We start from the raw sequence: 18,955 nt of genomic DNA, 5'->3' as shown, positions 1-18,955 counted from the left end.
CGGTGAGCGGAAGGTTATTGTTATAATCAGGTTAGCTTCTATTCTTCCTTACTTCCGCCAGAGATATGACTTCCCCAAACGGCTGTTCCATCATCAGAAAGAGCGGTAAAGGTCATGACATTCCCTTCAGCTGCCTCACTCCATTCCCGCAGGAATACACCGCTGTATTTCACGCCTTCTACTGTAATAGTTGCAGTATGATCCCCGTCCAGACTCCATGTACCGGATACAGCTCCGGTTATTGTACCGTCAGCTGTCAGTTTGATAGCTTCTGACTGCACCAGCCCGGCGGAAATATCTCTGCCGTGATTTATATATTTATACTCTCCGGCAATATCCTTTGCAGTGTAGCTGCCGATCTTCTCACCGCCGTAGCGGTGCGGTGCTACAACCGGCCAGCCCTGTTCATTCATGAACATCTGATGGACCCGCACTTCATGTGCCTCACCGCGATATGGGAACCGCGTATGGAAGATCAGAAAATACCGGCCGCTTTCTTCATCGTAATAGGCTGAATTATGCCCTGGTGATACATAACCCTCTCCGGCAGCCTCAGGCTCTGACGCGCTGTTCATGAACTCAAAATTCCCCATCAGCTTAACGCCGTAAGGCGAATAGAACGGATCGTCAAACAGCTTGTCCGGATTCCCGATTGCGTCAAGCATGGATTGTCCGGCAGAATCCTCAAACGGGCCGTCGGGATTCTTGGAGCGGGCTACCCGGATATTATACCCGCCGTTTGCATCAAGCCCTCCAAAGGAGAGGAACAAATAATAGTATTCAGTCTCCGGGCTATACAGCATATACGGACCTTCAATCCGCGCATGATTTGCACCGAGCAACTTCTTGCCGTACCCTTGGTCCGGAAGCGGGAAGCCGCTAGCAGGATCAAGCTCCAGTATAAATATTCCGCCGGAGTACGATCCGTATACCATCCACAGCCTGCCTTCCTTATCAAAAAAAACATCCGGATCTACTACATTCGGCTTTTGGGTGGCATCATAGATCTCACCGTCATCGCCGACACCGGACATTCCGGATTTCAGAATAATCCCCAGGTCCTTGTAGGGACCTTCAATCTTGTCTGAGACGGCGATTCCCATGGCCGATAAGGGAGAATCCCCTCGGCAGGCATTGTAATACATATAGAACTTTCCGTCAGCAAGCTGAATGACATCGGGTGCCCATAAGGTATCTGACTGCGCCCAGCTAAAGGTCTCACTAAGCTCCTCTGTAACGTTAGGGATAAGCACATTTCCGTCCTCGACTACAGAAGAAATCTGTTCCCACGCCATCAGATCCTCAGATTTGGCTGATGCAAGGTGTGAGCCGAATACATAATACATACCGTCAGCCTTAATGACAGACGGGTCATGCACTGAAACATTCTCGAATTGTGGCACATGATCTCCTCCTCCGCTGCAGCCTGATAATAGGGTGAGCATTAATAGTGTTGCTATGGAACGCTTCTTCATCGACAACCCTCCTATGTATACCCTTACATTTTGCTGCTGAAAGATATAATAGTCAATAGTTTTATTTATATTAATTAATACTATTTCATATATATCTAAAGTATAAACATAAAACAGGGCGCAAAAAAGCGCCAAGCCGTATAATCGGCCTGACGCTAGTCTTATTAATATAAACCAAAAGCAGATAATTAATGCACAGCTCCGGCTTCAAACAGAACAGGCTGCGGATATGCATTTGGCATAACACGCTGTCTTTTCTTCACAACCGCCGGCGGCTCAACAGCCGGAGCCATCGGATGCATCAGCCAGGACTTCACCAGGTGAGAGTCAGAAACTTTATACATCGGAGGTTCCTTTTCCATATCAATCGCCATAGCATATGTGCTGCGCAGGGCAAAGGCATCACCCTTAGGCGGCTTGATCAGATCGGGAGGAGTTCCCGGAATAGCAGTCAGCATAGAGCCCTTGCTGTCCAGGCTTGGCATGGAAGCAAGCAGTCCCCAAGTGTACGGATGTCTAGGATCGTAGAAGATTTCTTCCGCTGTTCCCATTTCCACAATCTGTCCGGCATACATAACAGCTACCCGGTCAGCCATTCTCGCTACAACACCGAGGTCATGGGTAATGAAAATAATCGCAGTATTAATCTTCTTCTGCAGATCCTTCATGAGATCCAGAATTTGTGCCTGAATGGTTACGTCAAGCGCTGTCGTCGGCTCATCGGCAATCAGCAGCTTCGGGTTAGCCGCAAGCGCCATTGCGATTACAACACGCTGGCGCATACCGCCGGAGAACTCATGCGGGTACTGCTGGAACCGGCGTTCAGGGGAAGGAATTCCCACGAGGCCGAGCAGCTCCACACCCCGTTTGTAGGCAGCATCTTTGCTCATTTTTTCGTGTTTGAACAGTACTTCAGTAATCTGCTTACCGACCTTCATCATCGGATTCAGGGAGGTCATCGGGTCCTGGAAAATCATCCCGATTTCCTTGCCGCGGATTTTTTGCATCTGCTTTTCTGTCTTCTTAATCAGGTCTTGTCCATCGAACAAGATCTGTCCGCGTTTGTATTCTCCCGCCGGCTGTGGTACGAGCTTCATAACAGCCTGGGAGGTTACGCTTTTACCGGAACCGGATTCGCCAACAATCGCCAGTGTTTCACCTTTATTTACATGAAAGTTAACACCACGGATTGCTTGCACTTCTCCGCCGCGTGTTTTGAATGAAATTGCTAGGTCCTTTACCTCTAAAAGGCGCTCCATCCTGTCACCCTCTCTGCTCTTTTCAAAAGTACAAAATAGTTCTCATCCTATAGAATAGGCAATAAGTAATATTTTATCTATCATCATACCTCTTAGTCAAGTGCTTTTCTGAAAATGAATCCTACAAAACATGTCAGCTATGCCCTTTAATGACGCGGAATCAACGCCCTGAAGCCTTGCAGACTTGTCATTCACAAGCTAATGAACAGCAAACAGCATTTATGACAAAGCCTTGAACGCTGCATCCGTTTCTGCCTGTGTTATCCGGATTCGAATACATACTTTGTCCCAAACGGTTAAAAACATACAGAGTAACACCCTCATTGTTAAGTCAGTATACATTGTCAAAGGGACGAGAACACCGCCTTGTACACGCGGGTCCGTCAGATCGTATACTGACTATAATACTACCGCCGGTTATGTCATACTAAATTATATTTAACAGCTTCATGAGAGGAATGATTCCCAGTTGATCATTAAGCCAAGAACCAGAGGATTTATATGTACGACCGCCCATCCCGCAGGCTGCGCACAACAGGTGCTGGAGCAGATCGGGTATATCCGCACCCAACCGTCAGTTAAAGGTCCGCAGCGCGTGCTGGTCATCGGCGCCTCTACGGGATATGGGCTCGCCTCCAGAATTACCGCTGCCTTCGGTGCCGGAGCAGCAACTGTAGGGGTCTACCGCCCTAGCACAGCTACTGCTGTCCGTACTGCTTCCGCCGGATGGTATAACTCCGCAGCCTTTGAACAGGCAGCCTTAGAGGCGGGCCTGAGCTCCTATAGCGTCTGCGGGGATGCCTTCACACATGAAACCAAGGAGCGCACAGCTGATCTGATCAGGCGCGAGCTGGGACAGGTGGACCTGGTAATTTACAGCGTTGCCACCGGCCGCCGGACAGACCCGGTGACCGGGCAGGTTCACAATTCCGTCCTGAAGCCTATCGGCGAACCCTATACTAACAAAACTGTCAATTTCCATACGGGAGAAGTCTCGCAGGTTACTGTAGAAGCTGCCACTGAGCCGGAAATAGAAGCTACCGTTCAGGTTATGGGCGGTGAGGACTGGCAGCTATGGATAGACAGCCTAAAAGCAGCCGGGGTTCTCGCTGACAATGCCATAACACTGGCATTCTCGTATATCGGACCCGAGCTGACCCAGGAAATTTACCGCAAGGGCACTATAGGCCGGGCTAAAGACCATCTGGAGGCTACCGCCCGTATGCTGGACAGCCAGCTTGCTCCCGGAGGCGGCAGGGCGTATGTGGCAGTCAGTAAAGGTCTGGTTACACAATCCAGCTCAGCCTTGCCGGTGGTCCCGCTCTACATCTCTCTCCTATACAAAATCATGAAGGAACAGGGTACCCATGAAGGATGCATAGAGCAGGCTTACCGGCTGTTCAATGAACGCCTGTATGCAGCCGGAGGCACTCCGGTTGATGAGACTGGCCGTATCCGGATTGACGACCGGGAGCTTGAGCCTTCCGTTCAGGCAGAAGTAGACCGGCTGTGGCCGCAGCTGGCTACAGGGACTGTTAATGAGCTGTCCGATCTGCGCGGATACCGTGAAGCGTTCTTTCAGCTGTTCGGCTTTGAGACCGAAGGGATAGATTATGAGGCTGACACGAACCCTGTGGTCACTGTGCCTAACCAATACTAGGCGGATAACCTGCCGCATATCTCCACACAAGAAGGCCGGGCTCCGCGGATGACGGACCGGCCTTTCTGCTATCACGCTTCAGGAATGCTGTCCAGAGCGCTAAAGGATTTCCAGCTCTCTTTCAGATTCTCCGAAGCCCAGCGTATGTGATTCCCGTCTTTATACTGGCGTGAGTCACATTCAATCCTCATGATCAGGTCAAGGTAGAAATCGTAGAGCTTAATGCGCAGACGCTCTCCCCGACTGCCGAAGTGTTGTCCGTAGCCTTCATGAAAGGGCTCGGACTGCTCAAAATGCCTGAAATAATATTCCATCAGTACATCGCCCCATAGCGCCCGCTCCCAGTCAATGATCGAGACAATCTGTCCGCTTTGCACAAACAAGTTACCGTTCCACAGATCCCAATGGATCAGCCGCGGCTCCGTTACCTCATCCAGGGCGGGAAGATAATGCTCCAGCAGCTGCCAGATCTCTTCATCCCCTGCCGGCAAAACCACGCCAAGCTCCCTGGCGTCCTCCAGCAGAGTACGGAGCATCCGGGTGAACGACTCCCGCCAGCTCTCCGCAGCTTGCGGCTCCTCCTGCACGAACAGTCCGAACCTTGGTCCAGTAATCCCGTTTATCAGGCGCTGGTACCGGCCCAGCTCTCTTTCAATCTCAGCCTGTTCAACAGGTGAGTAGTCTTCTTTCACCTCATTGTATGGCTGTCCAGAAATCTTTTCCATAAAAAAATAAGGGCTGGGGATAATGCTGCGGCTGTCATCATAGCTGTACACAGCGGGAACCGGAATCCGTCCGTCCGCTGCAACAAGGCGGAGCGCTTCTACTTCAGCAGCCATAATATTCTTCTCGTAGCTGAGAGTAACGGTTCCATCAGAGGGGGCAACCTTCAGAATAAGCTGTCTTCCGTCCTCAAGCTCCAGATCATAAGCCGTGTTAAAAAATCCGCCGGTCAGCTCAATAGCTGAGACGAGTACAGCCTCTTCACCAAAAGCTGCCTGCACCGCAGACTTCAGCTCGCTGTCGTTCAGCTTGACCTTAGTAAAGCTCTCCATCGCCTGTTACACCCACCACATCTCTCCAAGCGGCTCTTCGATCAGCACCTGACGGAGATTATCCACTGCTTTGGAGAAACCCTCTTCAATCGACATGAGACCGTCCTCATGCTCAATGCTTACTACATAATCATAGCCGACAAGACGCAGTGCGCTGATAATATCAGCCCAGGTCTTCACATCATGACCGTAGCCCACGGATCGGAACTGCCACGCGCGGTCCAGCATATTGGTGTAAGGCTGCATGTCAGTCAGACCATGCTTGTTGACATTAACCGGATCAATAACGGTATCCTTGGCGTGGAAATGATGGATTGCTCCTGCTCTGCCGAGAATCTGAATGGCCTGCACAGGATCGATGCCCTGCCACCACATATGGCTTGGATCAAGGTTAGCTCCGATGGCATCGCCTGCAGCCTCTCTCAGGCGCAGCAGGGTAGCCGGTGTATGAACAGAGAAACCGCCGTGCAGCTCCAGACCGATCTTAACTCCGTGCTCTGTCGCGAAGTCCGCCATTTCCTTCCAATAAGGAATGACCTTCTGCTCCCATTGCCAGGTCAGAATCTCCTGATAATCATTGGGCCACGGCGCAACCGGCCAGTTCGGATACTTGGCACCCTCATGGTCTCCCGGGCAGCCGGAGAACGTGTTCACTACCGGTACACCGAGCTTCTGTGCCAGCTTGATGGAATTCACCAGATCCTCGTGGTCCTTCTGCGCGAGCTCCTTCTGCGGATGCAGCGGGTTACCGTGGCAGCTCAGCGCACTGATAATCAGTCCGCGGGATTCAATCTGCTGCTTGAACTCGTTAAGCGCAGCTTCGTCCTCCAGCAGCAGCTTAGGGTCACAGTGACTGTTACCCGGATAACCTCCTGTTCCGATCTCAACTGCCTTGAGCCCTTTGGATACTACATAGTCCAGCGCGTCCTCCAGCTTGCGACCGCCGAAAAGCACCATAAATACGCCAAGTTTCATTGACCTGCCGCCTCTCCTCGTTATATGTGGTTAATTATTAAGCCCCGTGGGTATCAAAATTCTTAATAACCTCGTTTTGCTCAGCTGATGCAAAAATGGCTTCAATCAGGTTTTGCACACGCAGCACTTCCGTATTCTTCACGATCGGTTCAGCCGTACCCTCAATTACAGCAACGAAATTGCTGTAGAACCCGTCCGGGAGCTCAAATGCCGGAGGCAGCGCGCCTGTTAGGGTAGAGCCTTCAGAAGGTGGTGCCATTGTCTTCGTTAAGCCGACGCCGGCACGGATCGGAGTCGGTTCGCGGTGCTCGGCTTCGTTGTTGCGGGTGATAATCTTACCTGTAAGTGACCAGTCTTCAATAACAGCTGATCCTTCCAGCCCCTTCACATACCATCTCGGCAGCGTAATGAAGTTGGTCGTTCCCACCTCGACAATAGCCTTGATGCCGTTCTCGAACTGCAGCACTGCCTCAAAGCCGTCATCTACGTCATTGCCCAGGATATAGCTCAAGGTGCTGCTGACACTAACCACCTTGCTGTCGATCATGAACAGCAGCTGATCCAGCAGATGTACGCCCCAGTCCAGCAGCATACCGCCGCCTTGGGCCTTGACATGCCGCCAGTCGCCCGGAATACCGTTCGCCCCGTGCACACGGGATTCAATCTGAAACAGCGTCCCGATTGTCTCTGCCTCATACATCTGCTTGATAATCCGGAAATCCTCATCCCAGCGTCTGTTCTGGTGAACCATCAGCACCTGTCCGGCCTCTTCCGCAACCGCAATCATTTCCTTAAGTTCAGCAGAGGACATAGCTACAGGCTTCTCGCAGACAACATGCTTGCCGGCCTGCAGTGCACGCACAGCAATATCTTTGTGCACATCATTAGGCGTAGCAATCAGCACTACCTCTACAGCGGGATCTGCCAATACTTCCTCATAGCTGCCGTATGCTTTATAGCCGGCTTCAACAGAAGCCTGGCGCCGAGTGTCCAGCAGGTCATATGTGCCTGCCACCTCAAGATTATCATTACTGCTGATTAATTGGCCGTGATAACTGCCCATGCCGCCATAACCGACGATTACTACAGTATGTTTACTATAACCCATGGATTCCACTCCTGTTTGTCTAATGTATCCTTATTGCAGACAGAACCCTGTGCTCCATATTCAGGGTTCTGTCCGGCTTCCATTATTAGTTGTCCGAGCTGCCGTCAAAATATACGGCCCGGCCGGTACGGGCGGACTCATATACAGCCTCAAGAATCTGGGTTACGACCAGCGCCTGCTCAGGCTTGACTACCGGGTCCTTGTCTTCTCTTACCGCTTCCAGCCACAGGCGGGCTTCACGGTCCGCTTCTGTTTCGGCAGAGCCGCTATAGAAGGCTACACCGCCCGAGGAGAGATCAACCTTTGTTTCGAACAAACGTCCGGCACGTTCGCCGTTAATACGCAGGCCGTCCTTCATATCGGCACCGCCCTCGGTACCCGCCAGCAGTGTCTTCGCTTCGCCGAACTCGGACACATTAAGCGCCCAGCTGGATTCCAGCGAGATGGTTGCTCCATTCTCCATTGTAATGAATCCGAATGCGGAATCTTCAACCTTGAATTGCTCCGGGTCCCACGGACCGAAGGCGTTAGCGGCATTCTTGCGCTGTCCCAGCTTGTGGAAGGTCGATCCGACCACCATGCGCGGCTTGTAATTGTCCATCAGCCACAGCGTCAGGTCAAGAGCATGCGTACCGATATCGATCAGCGGGCCTCCGCCCTGCTTCTCTTCATCCAGGAATACGCCCCAGGTAGGAACAGCACGGCGACGCAGGGCAATCGCTTTACCGTAATAGATGTCGCCCAGCTCACCGGCTTCGCACATTCCCTTCAGATATTCGCTGTCTGAACGGAAGCGGTTCTGGTAGGCTATCGAAAGCTTCTTGCCGGTACGGCGCGCAGCATCAAGCATTTCCTGGGCCTGGGCAGTAGTCTTAGCCATCGGCTTTTCGCACATAACATGGTTACCGGCTTCAAGAGCTGCTACTGTAATTTCGGAATGGCTGTCATTTGGTGTACATACGTGGACGATGTCAAATCCGCCTGCTGCCAGCATCTCGCGGAAATCTGTGTACACTGCAGCGCCTTCAGCGCCGTATTTATCAGCTGCTTCCTGTGCGCGTTCTGCAACGATATCGCAGAAGGCTACCATTTCAGCATCCGCCTGTCGGGACAGGCTTGGCATATGCTTGCCGCTGGCGATCCCTCCGCAGCCGATGATAGCGATTTTATGTTTATTGTTAGACATGAACTTTTCCCCCTTGATTAGCATAAGCTTTTACCCAGTTTAAACTATCCTCTACACTTGCCAGCGGTGAACGGCTGCAGAAATCCTGCTCAACAACAGCCCATTCAACACCAGCTTCAGCAGCCGCTTCGAGAATCGCCGGAAGGTTCACTTCCCCTTCACCCAGCACAACCGTCTCCGGTGATCCGTCTTCCTGTTTCTTAACATCCTTAAGATGGATGATCGGCAGGCGGCCCGCATATTTCTGAATATAAGCTACAGGATCATATCCGGCGAAATGAACCCAGGCGGTATCCATTTCGACCTGCAGCACGTCTGCAGGCACCGCTTCGAATATCCCGTCAAAAGCAGTCCGCTCTCCGTATGATTCTGTAAATTCAAAATCATGATTGTGGTAATACAGCACTGCACCCTGCTCCCGGCATTTTTCACCGATTATACGCAGGTTGGCAGCTACCTCTTCCCAGTTGCGCTGCTCTTCGGTCAGAAAAGGGATAATCAGATTGCGGTTGCCGATCGCCAGATTGAAGCGGATTTCTTCCGCTGTATCATTCAGCATGGCATCATACGGACGATGTGCCCCAAGCACGGCAAGTCCGGTTTCATCCAGCAGGCTTTTTACCTGCTCGGCGGTCCGGCCAAAATAATGAAAAAACTCCACGCCGCTGTATCCCAGTGCCGCAACCTTACGCAGCGTTTCTTCGAAATCCTGTTCCAGTTCTTCTCTAAGCGTATACAGCTGCAGACCCACCTTCAACATCGTTCCCACTCCCGTTCAAATTAGAGTTCATTTGCGCATCATTCATGTTGTCCTACTATATCAGACAAGCTCAGGCAGACCGGCACGGCCACCTGAACAAAAGGGCTGTTCATATATATTGCCCTGCTTCCTCTGTATTTGTACTCTCCACTATCCCTAACTGCTTATGTAGCTCCTGGAGCCGCAACACAGCCTCCTTTTCCTTATGTCTATGTTTTTGCATAGCTACATGGTAATATGAAAGCGTATATAATAAAATGAATAATATGATTCAAACATGAACAATCTTGCTATCATTTCTGCCACTCAGGAGGACCCATGACTTACACCGCACCTTGCCACGTTTTTACAGCGGGATTTTCCTTCCACCGCAAGCCGTTTCACATGTCCAGGGCGGACGGAGTGCAGAATTATCTGCTGCGCCTGCAGACCGAAGGACGCAGCCGGACCCGTATTGACGGTGTTCTCTCTCCTGTTGAAGCTGGCGATTTAATGCTGTTTGCCCCTCACGATCCCTACTACCTAAGCATCGACAAGGAAATCTATGCAGCAGGTAAACCGCGGGTAGAAAGCGGGGATTATCATATTTTTTGCGGCGGGCCTTGGATTGAGGCATGGTGGAGCCGGAAGCAGCGTCCGGCTGTGCTGCGCCTGCCGCTGACCGAGCATTTCCTCGGCCTGTTCCGCCAGCTTGTCCTGGAACAGCGCCGCCTGTCGGAGTCATCACCGGAGATTACAGCTTGTTATCTGCAGATTTTATGTATGGAAATTGACAGACTGATGACAGAGCAGCGGGCCATTTCACCCAAGGGTTATCTTGCATACCGGATGAAGCAGTATGTGGAAGAGCATGCCGCAATCCCCTTCCGGCTTGAAGATGTGGCAGACTACGCGGATATTTCAGTTTCCCGTGCTGTGCATCTGTTCAAAGAAGCATTTGGCACTACCATAGTTAAGTACGTAAATGATGTACGGCTTGAAATGGCCCGTGAGCGCATCACCTTCAGCCCGATGCCGCTGGAGCATGTCTCCGAAACCTGCGGGTTCGCCAATTATACCTATTTCCACCGGCTGTTCCGGGGAAGATTCGGGATGTCACCCAAGCAGTACCGGATCTACAGCAGGGAGCAGATGTAACGGGCTGGTCAGACGGCCCTGCCTCTATACAAATCAAAAGGAGCGCCATCCTGAAAGATCCGCTCCTTGTGTTTGATCTTATTCAGTTTCTCCCGTTTGTCCGGTATAACCCTCACATGCTGTGAAATTGCGCCGTAATCCGAGGCGGCTCTCCGGTTCTTCTCAGCGCACCAGGTTCCTGTACGCTCTGCCTGCCGCAGCGCCTTCTGCGTTTTTGTACGTGCCATTTAAGCAACACTCCTTTATTTGAACTGTTATAATTTTAACATAATTGCACAGGATCTACACGGTATAGTTGACTGGAAAACATTTTTTACATCCCAATTGAATCGGAGGATATTTTGATGAAGTACGATGTGCTGTATGACGGGGCATTTGCGATGCTCAAGGTAGAGCTGAACCCGGGTGAGAGCGTGAAGGCGGAAATGGGCGCAATGGTGGCTATGTCACCAGGCATCGAGCTGAGGGGCACGGTTGACGGCGGCCTGATGCGCGGTCTGGGCCGGATGCTGAGCGGCGAGAAATTCTTCTTCCAGGAGCTCACTGCAACGCGTGGACAATGTGAAGTACTGCTCGCCCCGGGAGCCATCGGTGACGTTCAGGCTATCGAGCTCGACGGCTCTTATAAACTGTATGTACAGAAGGATGGCTTCCTCGCCGGCACAAGCGGCATTCAGGTCAATACGAAGATGCAGAATCTCGCACGCGGTATTTTCTCCGGTGAAGGATTCTTCATTGTGGAGATCAGCGGCAGAGGGACAGTCTTCCTGTCGTCATTCGGTGCGATTCACGCCATTAACCTCGGCCCGGGTGAAGAGATGATTATCGACAACGGGCATCTGGTAGCATGGCCAAGCTATATGGATTACAAAATTGAAAAAGCCGCCTCCGGCTGGCTGAACAGCCTGACCAGCGGTGAAGCGATCGTCTGCCGTTTCCGCGGTGAGGGCGTCATCCTTGTACAGTCCCGCAATCCCGGAAGCTTCGGCACCTGGATCAAGTCGTTTATCCCCTCCAGATCCTAAGCCCCGGCATATACCACAAAAAAGCAGGGCCGCTATCAAAGCAGCCTTGCTTTTTTGTATGAGCTGACGAACCTGCCTGTTCTGCCTATCTGCCGTCAGGACACCGCCTGTCGGTGCTTTTCCCCTTTACACCCAGTCTGCCTGCAGTTATTATAAGTTCCTTTAAAATCAAGCCGGTGATCCGTTACGCTGAAGCCGTATTCCCGCTCCAGCCGCTGTTCCAGCTCAAGCAGCCAGTCGTCTTTAATCTCCTCCAGCCTGCCACATACGCTGCAGATCAGATGATGGTGCATATGGGCGTGGCTGTCGTCTCTAAGATCATAGCGGGCTACACCGTCGCCGAAATTCATTTTTTCAACGATATGCAGTTCACACAGCAGCTCAAGGGTCCGGTATACTGTAGCCAGCCCAAGATGGGGATAACTGTTCTTCACCCTCATATACACTTCTTCTACGCTCAGATGCTCCTCTTCATTATCAAGCAGGACCTTCACGATCGCTTCACGCTGAGGGGTTAATTTATAATTATGCGCGGCAAACTGCTGGCTGATATTTGCAATCGGGTTCAATTACCCCACCACCTTTCCGTTAAACAAAAACGCCTGTCATTTATCAGTAATTATTACGATATAAGCATAGCAAATTGTACTAAAAATGAAAAGCACCTGACATTATTATAACATTAATATGGTAATGTTCGCACACGCGTAATTTCAATTTATATTCCGCCTGGCTAAGCTGCTGCCCATCCGCAAAGAGCTATCCGGCCATATCTTATAGGGAATACAAATCTACTATAAGTGAGGATGGTCATAATGGCCGAGCCAAACCGGAGACAGCTTGCCCAGCCCCGGGTAACTGCCCGCATTCTACGCCAGACCGCAAAGGCCATGCTGCCGTTCTACCGGAAAATTGCCGGAAACCGGACCTTTGCCGCACAATGGTCAGCCGCAGTTGTCAATGCAGACCTTAGTTTGATGGGCTCCCTGTTATCCCAAATCCCTACCCTTGCCGGCGTGGAGAATTATGGAACGAACGGTATCGGTTATTTTATTTCCTTTCCATATCCGCTTCCTGTGGCTTTTTATACTAACGGAACTACAATTCCGCCGGGTACGGTACAGTTCACCTTTAACACCAGGGTTCACCGCACGGTTGCGCTTGCTGTCATCCCCTTTTACCGTAAGCTCTCAGCTTCCCCTTCTTATGCAGAGGCTCTTGCGGCAGCGATCAACCGGAATGATACGCGGCGTGTCCGCACGCTGATCAGGGATCAGATTAAGACAAAGGCTTTACAGACTATAACCATAGAAAACCTCGGGGTGGCGCTGCGGTTCAAGACCCGGTTCAGCAAATATCCTTACCGTAACCTGCTGTTTCAGGAGAATATGTAGAAAATTCATTATGTTTAAGACGGACTTGCGCAACATTTCCCTCTGCTGCTGCGTTACTATAGTTGATAACGGCCAAGCGGCACAACTTAAGTATAGAGGTGAAATGGTGATGAACATGAAAAAACGTGTATTTGCAGTGATTACAACGGTCTCAATCCTAACCTTTTCGCTGGGAACTTCCATGTTTGCAGCCGGCGGCACCTTCAAGGATATCGACAATGTGACAGGCAAAGACAAGATCAACGCGCTGAAAGCGCAGGGTCTGATTAAAGGAATCTCCGATACCCAGTTCCTGCCCGGCTCCACAGTGACTACAGCACAAGGCGTCCAGTTTATCTCAGGCGGACTTCAGCTTAGCCTCGCAGCCATCAGTTTTAACAAAGCGCCTGTTGCGAGCGGCATATTCAGCAAGGTAAAGGATACCGCATGGTATGCGGAGGCCTTTATTAATGCTCACTTTAATGGTGTAGAGATCCCTGCGGACATTGACCCGTCGAAGCCGATCACGAAGGAGCTGTTCACCAGCCTGCTGGTCCAGGGCGTTGAAAAAGCCGGCAACCTGCCGCTGATTAACCTGGTGCCTGCGGATATTGCGGATGAAGCATCGTTGAACCCGTCGTATCAGGGCAGCATCCAGCGTTCCTTGAAGTACAAGATTAATACGCTTGACGCAAACGGCAAATTTAATCCGAAAAGTGAGATAACCCGTGCAGAGGCAGCAGTCATGCTCTACAATGCGCTGGAGTACCTCAAATCCCTTGATAACACACCTGGCAGCTAAGCATATAGTATAAGCTCATATTCGGACATCTATTTTGTGCTCCCCCGCACAGCATCGCTGAGTCCTTCAGCAGCGTAAAAGGCAGACCGGTTTATCCGGGCTGCCTTTTTGCTTATACTCATTCCCCTTTTATTCTGTTCAAAAACTGCCGGACACGCGGATTCTCTGACTGCTCCAGCACCTGCTGCGGAGTGCCCTGCTCCAGAATGATGCCTTGATCCATTAGGATAATGGTATCCGCGACATCTGCGGCAAACCGCATCTCATGGGTCACAATGATCATCGTCCTGCCTTCGGCAGCCAGCTGACGGATGACCTTCAGTACCTCTCCGACCAGCTCAGGGTCCAGCGCCGAGGTAGGCTCGTCAAACAGCAGCACCTCCGGCTCCGCCGCCATTGCCCGGGCAATAGCAACCCGCTGCTGCTGGCCGCCGGACAGCTGGTGCGGGTATGCGCCGGTTTTGTCAGACAAACCTACTTTAGCCAGAAGCAACTCTCCCCGCTTCTCCGCTTCCTTGCGTGAACGCTTTTGCACCGTAATCTGCCCCTCGGCTACATTGCCGAGCGCGGTCATATGCGGAAAGAGGTTATAGGACTGGAATACCATCCCCGACTTCTGGCGCAGGCTTAGTATATCCTTCCTGGCAAGCTTTACGTTATCCGCGAAGCTGAGCTCAAGACCGGCAATGGACAAACTCCCCCCATCCGGGATCTCAAGCAGATTGAAGCAGCGCAGCAGCGTTGTTTTGCCGGAGCCCGAGGGGCCTATGATGACCAGTACCTTTCCATGTTCAAGCCGGAGACTCACTCCCTTCAGCACCTGCAGCTGCCCAAAGGATTTATGCAGACCGCGAACCTCAATCATATAACGCCTCCTTATCCGGCCGAGTAACGGTCAAACCGTTTCTCCAGCCTGCTTTGCACCACCGACAGCACGGAACAGAAGAGCAGATAATACAGGGCAGCTTCACAATAGAGCAGCAGCGGCTCATAGGTGGTCGCAGTAATTTGCTGGGCTGTCCTGAACATCTCCACATAGGTAATGCCGGCGGCGAGCGAGGTGTCTTTTACAAGGCTGATGAAGGAATTGGACAACGGGGGAACGGATACCCGCACCGCCTGGGGCAATATAATCCGGCGCAGCGCCTGCACGCGGGTCATCCCGACGGAATAAGCTGCCTCCCACTGCCCTTTGGGAACCGACAAAACGGCGGCCCTGATTATCTCTGATGAATAGGCTCCGACACTCAGCGTGAATCCGATCACCGCAGCGGTAAACGGGTCCAGTACAATCCCGGCGGCAGGCAGCCCGTAGAAAATAATAAACAGCTGGACCAGCAGCGGAGTTCCCCGGATAAGCCACACATAAAACCTGGCTATCAGCCCGGGTATCCGCCATGCCGAGATCCGCACCAGCGCAGTCGCCACTGCAAGCAGCAGTCCCAGAATAAAGGAGATCAGCGCCAGCGGAATACTATATGCCACTCCCGCCTTGAGCAGAGGCAGCAGCGAATCCAAAAATATTTGCAGCTTGCGGTCATCCATCGCAGGGAGCTCCTTCAGCCATTATTTTGAGACATCCGCCCCGAAGTATTTCTCGGAAATGGCAAGATAGGTTCCGTCCTCCTTCATTGCTGCGAGCGCCCCGTCCACCGCCTGCACCAGCTCCTCATTGCCCTTCAGGAACACGGCAGCGCTGCGCGAGCCTTCGGCCATTTCATCAACCTGCTTGATCTGCACATCCGGCTTCTGCTTTTTCAGATCCAGAAAGGATAATCCGTCGTTAACTGTAGCATCTATCCGTCCGGAGATCAGGAGGTCAATGGCCTGATTAAAGCCTTCTATCGCCACAATTTCCGCGCCGTTCTCGCGTGCAATGTCAGACAGGTTGCTGGTCAGCGACTGGCCGGCTTTTTTACCCTTGAGGTCAGCAAAGCTTTTGATATCCTCGTTCTTCTCCCCTACAATCAGCACCGCTTTGGACACTACATAAGGTTCAGAGAAATCATATTTCACCTTCCGCTCATCCGTAATGGACACCTCATTAAAAATAGCATCAAAGCGCCCTGCATCCATCCCGGCAAAAATACCGTCCCACTGGGTTTCAATAAACTCCGCTTCCACGCCGAGCCGCTTGGCTATCTCCCTGGCAATGTCCACGTCAAAACCGGTTAGCGTTCCGTCTGCATCATGGTAGGTGAACGGAGAGTATGTGCCTTCGCTGCCTACTCTAAGCTTGCCGGAAGCTTTTACCGTTTCCAGACTGTTCTGCTCTGCTGGAGCAGCTGTTACATCCGCGCCGCCGGTTGTCCCTTCAGCCGCATTATTGTTTTCATTGCTGCCGCATGCCGCAAGGACAATGCCCAGCAGCAGCACCGGTGCAAGCGCCCATTTTTTCATTGGATACTCCTCCTTATCCTCTGTTTAGCTGTTACAGATTAGATTTATCATGCCCAATGGAGGCTATTCCTTTCCCTTTCATTCAGCATCAGCACAAAAAATCCCCGTGCACCTGTAGTGGTGCCGCCGGGGATATAAACATAGGGAGCTTTGATTCAAACTAGCCGTGCATCATTTCCGCCTGCGGTCTGGAACCGTCTTCTCCGCCTTTGCGGCCCCGCCGCAGCAGCAGCCCGAGGACAGCACCGCCCAGCGCGACAAAAATCATAATACGGAAGGTATCAGCGAAGCCCTGGGCCATCACAGTCTGTGTAGCCTGCTTCAGCACGTCGGGTGAAACGGAAGCGGGATCAATTCCAGATGCTAACGCCTCCGCCTGCATTTCTGCACCGCGCGCCGCTGCTCTGGAGGTAAGAATGGTAACCAGCGCAGATACTGCAAGCGAATTAATAACCTGCTGCATGGAGTTGGTCAGCGATGTTACCCTGTTGACCAGCTGTATCGGTGCTTTATTGAGCAGATGGGTGTTCATCGGCATCATCATCAGGCCCATCCCGGCCCCGCACATAATGAGCGGCACGATCAGGTCGCGGCTCTGTGTAGTCAGATCCACATGGGAATACTGATACAATGCGCCGGAGACAAGGCTAAGTCCGCAGACCACCAGCCAGCGCACACCGATTCTGTCAAAAAGAATCCCGGCGAGCGGCATCATCAGCCCGGAGGCAATGGCCTGCGGCAGCAGGGTCAGCCCGGTATCAAAGGCTCCGAACCCGCGGGCCTGCTGCAGAAACTGCGGAAGCAGAAATAACGCGCCGTACAGCCCGAACTGGGCAATCCACTGGACGAGAATCCCTGTACTGAAATCTACCGAACGCAGGATGCGCAGCTCCAGCAGCGGGGTTCTTGAACGCAGCTCAGCAATAACAAAAGCAATCAGGGCAGTCAGCCCCAGCGCCAAGCCAACCAGTGTCTTGCCAGACGTCCAGCTCTCTGCCCCCTGGCTTACCCCATAGGTAAGGGAAGCAAAGGCAAGAGGACCCAGAACCATGCCCAGCTTGTCCATTCCTGGAACCTGGCTGCGCCTTGCGTTCGGCAGCTTCCGCAGGCCGATCAGCAGACAGAGGATACCGATCGGAATGTTGATCAGAAAAATCCATCTCCAGGAATGGTACTGAACCAGCCAGCCTGACATGACCGGTCCGATTGCCGGAGCAAACAGCACCGGTATGCCCATGATACCCATTACGATACCAACCTTGCTCTTCGGTGCAAGCCTGTACACATAAGCCATGCCTACCGGCAGGACACATCCGCCGCCGATTCCCTGCAGCACCCGGAAGGCAATCAGCCACTCGGCACTGTTAGGCGTTGCGCACAGAATGGACCCTATAGTGAACACGACAACCGCAGTCAGGAAGACCGTCTTGGCCCCAAACCGGTCTGACAGCCAGCCGGACAACGGAATAACCGAGGCCTGTGCCAGCATATAGCCGGTTACAATCCACTGCAATGTCGTTAAATCGGTATGAAAATCCTCCACCAGAGTGGACAGCGCCACATTCATTGCCGTGCTGTCGAGCACGACCATAAATACACCCAGAATGATTGCCAGTAGCGGCACCAGTATGGCCGACAGACGAAAATCAGCCTCTTCCTTCATTACACCCTCCATAATTCTTATCCCCCTGTACCTGTACGGGGTGCAGGCTTCATTGACCGCAGTCCCGTTCTCTGGATATAATATCTATGATGCGGACAGTTGTCCGTAAGTTCATTAACAGTCTACGGACAATTGTCCGCTGTGTCAAATATATCTTATTCCGCTGCGTTCTAACCTCTTTTTAAAGAAAGGAAGGCTTATATCATTATGAATGCTAACGCTGCAGATCCATATAAAGAGCGTATTCTTGAGGCTGCCCGCGAGCTGTTTACAGCAAACGGACTGGAGGCGGTCAGTATGCACGCCATCGCCAAACGGGCCGGCATCGGCCAGGGCTCGCTGTACCGCAGATTCAAAGACAAGGGTGAAATCTGTTCCATGCTGCTTAGGGACAGCACAGAGACATTTTTGTCCGGCCTGGAGCATGAGCTTAAGCTCCCCGGAACTGAAAATAGTGCACTCGATCACCTGCACAGCAGTATAAGCCGGATTGTCAGCTTTATCGAACAGTTTGCCGAGCTCCTGCTGTTCATTAAGTCAGAGTTCACCGGCAAAAAGCAGCTTACCCAGTTTGAGCATCCTTTTTTCCGCAGGCTGAACGGATTTCTGGCCGAGCTGTTAAAGCGCGCCGCCTCTGCCGGTGAGATCAGTGCGGTTGATCCTCAGTTCACGGCCACAGCGCTGATTGCTGTGCTCAGCCCGGATCTTTATCTGTATCAGCAGAAGCAGCACAGCTCTTCGAAGGAGCAGATTACTGAAGGGATTCTGGCTTTGTTCGTGGCCGGAATCCGGAAGAATCTATAACCCTCCCTTTACAAACCTCCAAGTTATGGTATATTAATTAGCAATTACGAATTGCATATCGACCTGTTATTTCACTAGGGGAGTCGGCCGACTGAGACGGAGCTTAAGCTCCGGACCCTTGGAACCTGATCTGGATTATACCAGCGGAGGGAAGTGGAGCAGAAATGAACAGAACGGCTGCTATCAGGCCGGCTCAACTGTATCTTTCAGACCCCATTATTTCCTCCGGAAATAGTGGGGTCTTTTTGCGTGTAATGTCTTTTGTATGACTAG

At 52.0% G+C, this 18,955-nt stretch carries 19 protein-coding genes and 1 riboswitch; of the genes, 6 read left to right on the top strand and 13 right to left on the bottom strand.

The genetic code is table 11. The annotated features are described in order from the left end of the window. Positions 1-38 precede the first annotated feature (38 nt). Both R70331_RS13145 and R70331_RS13140 read right to left on the bottom strand, forming a co-directional pair. Positions 39-1,475: an arabinan endo-1,5-alpha-L-arabinosidase AbnB gene (locus tag R70331_RS13145; RefSeq protein WP_081947601.1), complete on the bottom strand. Its 1,437-nt coding sequence runs from the start codon at positions 1,473-1,475 to the stop codon at positions 39-41. 188 nt (positions 1,476-1,663) lie between these two features. Continuing rightward, entirely contained in the window at positions 1,664-2,734 is a 1,071-nt protein-coding gene (locus R70331_RS13140) for an ABC transporter ATP-binding protein (RefSeq protein ID WP_042176128.1), read from the bottom strand. Positions 2,735-3,203: 469 nt separating this feature from the next. Here R70331_RS13140 and fabV point away from each other — a divergent pair, with 469 nt between their 5' ends. Next, the gene (fabV, locus tag R70331_RS13135) at positions 3,204-4,394 is read left to right on the top strand and encodes an enoyl-ACP reductase FabV (RefSeq protein WP_042176125.1); all 1,191 of its coding nucleotides are present in this window, start codon (positions 3,204-3,206) and stop codon (positions 4,392-4,394) included. 71 nt (positions 4,395-4,465) lie between these two features. Here fabV and R70331_RS13130 read toward each other — a convergent pair whose 3' ends face one another. The 5 genes from R70331_RS13130 to R70331_RS13110 form a co-directional block, all read right to left on the bottom strand. Further along, positions 4,466-5,449, bottom strand: coding sequence for a phosphotransferase family protein (locus R70331_RS13130; protein ID WP_052419044.1), 984 nt, complete (start codon positions 5,447-5,449; stop codon positions 4,466-4,468). 6 nt (positions 5,450-5,455) lie between these two features. Beyond that, entirely contained in the window at positions 5,456-6,424 is a 969-nt protein-coding gene (locus R70331_RS13125; RefSeq protein ID WP_042176122.1) for a sugar phosphate isomerase/epimerase family protein, read from the bottom strand. A 37-nt stretch (positions 6,425-6,461) separates the two neighbouring features. After that, positions 6,462-7,532: a Gfo/Idh/MocA family protein gene (locus R70331_RS13120; protein WP_042176120.1), complete on the bottom strand. Its 1,071-nt coding sequence runs from the start codon at positions 7,530-7,532 to the stop codon at positions 6,462-6,464. 85 nt (positions 7,533-7,617) lie between these two features. After that, positions 7,618-8,718 carry a Gfo/Idh/MocA family protein gene (locus R70331_RS13115; protein ID WP_042176118.1) on the bottom strand — a complete coding sequence of 367 codons (1,101 nt, stop codon included), beginning with the start codon at positions 8,716-8,718 and terminating at the stop codon, positions 7,618-7,620. After that, positions 8,711-9,478 carry a sugar phosphate isomerase/epimerase family protein gene (locus R70331_RS13110; protein ID WP_042176116.1) on the bottom strand — a complete coding sequence of 256 codons (768 nt, stop codon included), beginning with the start codon at positions 9,476-9,478 and terminating at the stop codon, positions 8,711-8,713. Before R70331_RS13110 ends, R70331_RS13115 begins: the two co-directional genes overlap by 8 nt. Positions 9,479-9,796: 318 nt before the next feature. Between R70331_RS13110 and R70331_RS13105 the strand changes: the two genes are divergently transcribed. Continuing rightward, positions 9,797-10,615 (top strand): AraC family transcriptional regulator, encoded by an 819-nt coding sequence (locus tag R70331_RS13105; protein ID WP_042176114.1) that lies wholly within the window; start codon positions 9,797-9,799, stop codon positions 10,613-10,615. Positions 10,616-10,623: 8 nt separating this feature from the next. Here R70331_RS13105 and R70331_RS13100 read toward each other — a convergent pair whose 3' ends face one another. Further along, positions 10,624-10,842: a hypothetical protein gene (locus R70331_RS13100; protein ID WP_042176112.1), complete on the bottom strand. Its 219-nt coding sequence runs from the start codon at positions 10,840-10,842 to the stop codon at positions 10,624-10,626. A gap of 117 nt (positions 10,843-10,959) precedes the next feature. Here R70331_RS13100 and R70331_RS13095 point away from each other — a divergent pair, with 117 nt between their 5' ends. Continuing rightward, the gene (locus tag R70331_RS13095; RefSeq protein ID WP_042176109.1) at positions 10,960-11,640 is read left to right on the top strand and encodes a TIGR00266 family protein; all 681 of its coding nucleotides are present in this window, start codon (positions 10,960-10,962) and stop codon (positions 11,638-11,640) included. A gap of 95 nt (positions 11,641-11,735) precedes the next feature. Here the strand turns inward: R70331_RS13095 and R70331_RS13090 are convergent, their stop codons facing one another. Then, positions 11,736-12,209, bottom strand: a complete 474-nt coding sequence (locus tag R70331_RS13090; RefSeq protein WP_042176107.1) for a Fur family transcriptional regulator — start codon at positions 12,207-12,209, stop codon at positions 11,736-11,738. Between the two features lie 246 nt (positions 12,210-12,455). Between R70331_RS13090 and R70331_RS13085 the strand changes: the two genes are divergently transcribed. Continuing rightward, positions 12,456-13,034, top strand: a complete 579-nt coding sequence (locus R70331_RS13085) for a hypothetical protein (protein ID WP_042176105.1) — start codon at positions 12,456-12,458, stop codon at positions 13,032-13,034. 109 nt (positions 13,035-13,143) lie between these two features. Continuing rightward, positions 13,144-13,815: an S-layer homology domain-containing protein gene (locus R70331_RS13080; RefSeq protein ID WP_042176103.1), complete on the top strand. Its 672-nt coding sequence runs from the start codon at positions 13,144-13,146 to the stop codon at positions 13,813-13,815. Between the two features lie 118 nt (positions 13,816-13,933). On the opposite strand, the gene R70331_RS13075 is transcribed toward R70331_RS13080, so the two are convergent. The 4 genes from R70331_RS13075 to R70331_RS13060 all read right to left on the bottom strand — a co-directional run bounded on the left by R70331_RS13075 (position 13,934) and on the right by R70331_RS13060 (position 17,890). Continuing rightward, positions 13,934-14,680: an amino acid ABC transporter ATP-binding protein gene (locus tag R70331_RS13075; protein WP_042176101.1), complete on the bottom strand. Its 747-nt coding sequence runs from the start codon at positions 14,678-14,680 to the stop codon at positions 13,934-13,936. 11 nt (positions 14,681-14,691) lie between these two features. Further along, on the bottom strand, positions 14,692-15,360 hold the full coding sequence (locus R70331_RS13070; protein WP_042176099.1) for an amino acid ABC transporter permease: 669 nt from the start codon (positions 15,358-15,360) through the stop codon (positions 14,692-14,694). A 21-nt stretch (positions 15,361-15,381) separates the two neighbouring features. After that, positions 15,382-16,215, bottom strand: coding sequence for an amino acid ABC transporter substrate-binding protein (locus tag R70331_RS13065; RefSeq protein ID WP_042176096.1), 834 nt, complete (start codon positions 16,213-16,215; stop codon positions 15,382-15,384). A gap of 160 nt (positions 16,216-16,375) precedes the next feature. Further along, positions 16,376-17,890 (bottom strand): DHA2 family efflux MFS transporter permease subunit, encoded by a 1,515-nt coding sequence (locus R70331_RS13060; RefSeq protein ID WP_042176094.1) that lies wholly within the window; start codon positions 17,888-17,890, stop codon positions 16,376-16,378. 195 nt (positions 17,891-18,085) lie between these two features. On the opposite strand from R70331_RS13060, the gene R70331_RS13055 reads away from it, so the two are divergent. Continuing rightward, positions 18,086-18,682: a TetR/AcrR family transcriptional regulator gene (locus R70331_RS13055; protein WP_042176091.1), complete on the top strand. Its 597-nt coding sequence runs from the start codon at positions 18,086-18,088 to the stop codon at positions 18,680-18,682. A 66-nt stretch (positions 18,683-18,748) separates the two neighbouring features. Then, positions 18,749-18,851, top strand: a riboswitch (TPP riboswitch). Positions 18,852-18,955 lie beyond the last annotated feature (104 nt).

This window comes from Paenibacillus sp. FSL R7-0331 (genome assembly GCF_000758645.1).
GTDB lineage: Bacteria > Bacillota > Bacilli > Paenibacillales > Paenibacillaceae > Paenibacillus_AQ > Paenibacillus_AQ camerounensis.
This window is presented reverse-complemented; position numbering and strand designations above follow the sequence as displayed.

Bases quoted from the DNA above. Each gene is read 5' to 3' on its own strand.
- R70331_RS13065 (WP_042176096.1), bottom strand. From the start codon at position 16,215: ATGAAAAAATGGGCGCTTGCACCGGTGCTGCTGCTGGGCATTGTCCTT.
- R70331_RS13115 (WP_042176118.1), bottom strand. From the start codon at position 8,718: ATGTCTAACAATAAACATAAAATCGCTATCATCGGCTGCGGAGGGATC.
- R70331_RS13110 (WP_042176116.1), bottom strand. From the start codon at position 9,478: ATGTTGAAGGTGGGTCTGCAGCTGTATACGCTTAGAGAAGAACTGGAA.
- R70331_RS13075 (WP_042176101.1), bottom strand. From the start codon at position 14,680: ATGATTGAGGTTCGCGGTCTGCATAAATCCTTTGGGCAGCTGCAGGTG.
- R70331_RS13120 (WP_042176120.1), bottom strand. From the start codon at position 7,532: ATGGGTTATAGTAAACATACTGTAGTAATCGTCGGTTATGGCGGCATG.
- R70331_RS13080 (WP_042176103.1), top strand. From the start codon at position 13,144: ATGAACATGAAAAAACGTGTATTTGCAGTGATTACAACGGTCTCAATC.
- R70331_RS13140 (WP_042176128.1), bottom strand. From the start codon at position 2,734: ATGGAGCGCCTTTTAGAGGTAAAGGACCTAGCAATTTCATTCAAAACA.
- R70331_RS13085 (WP_042176105.1), top strand. From the start codon at position 12,456: ATGGCCGAGCCAAACCGGAGACAGCTTGCCCAGCCCCGGGTAACTGCC.
- R70331_RS13060 (WP_042176094.1), bottom strand. From the start codon at position 17,890: ATGGAGGGTGTAATGAAGGAAGAGGCTGATTTTCGTCTGTCGGCCATA.
- R70331_RS13130 (WP_052419044.1), bottom strand. From the start codon at position 5,449: ATGGAGAGCTTTACTAAGGTCAAGCTGAACGACAGCGAGCTGAAGTCT.
- R70331_RS13125 (WP_042176122.1), bottom strand. From the start codon at position 6,424: ATGAAACTTGGCGTATTTATGGTGCTTTTCGGCGGTCGCAAGCTGGAG.
- R70331_RS13070 (WP_042176099.1), bottom strand. From the start codon at position 15,360: ATGGATGACCGCAAGCTGCAAATATTTTTGGATTCGCTGCTGCCTCTG.
- R70331_RS13055 (WP_042176091.1), top strand. From the start codon at position 18,086: ATGAATGCTAACGCTGCAGATCCATATAAAGAGCGTATTCTTGAGGCT.
- R70331_RS13100 (WP_042176112.1), bottom strand. From the start codon at position 10,842: ATGGCACGTACAAAAACGCAGAAGGCGCTGCGGCAGGCAGAGCGTACA.
- R70331_RS13105 (WP_042176114.1), top strand. From the start codon at position 9,797: ATGACTTACACCGCACCTTGCCACGTTTTTACAGCGGGATTTTCCTTC.
- R70331_RS13145 (WP_081947601.1), bottom strand. From the start codon at position 1,475: ATGAAGAAGCGTTCCATAGCAACACTATTAATGCTCACCCTATTATCA.
- R70331_RS13095 (WP_042176109.1), top strand. From the start codon at position 10,960: ATGAAGTACGATGTGCTGTATGACGGGGCATTTGCGATGCTCAAGGTA.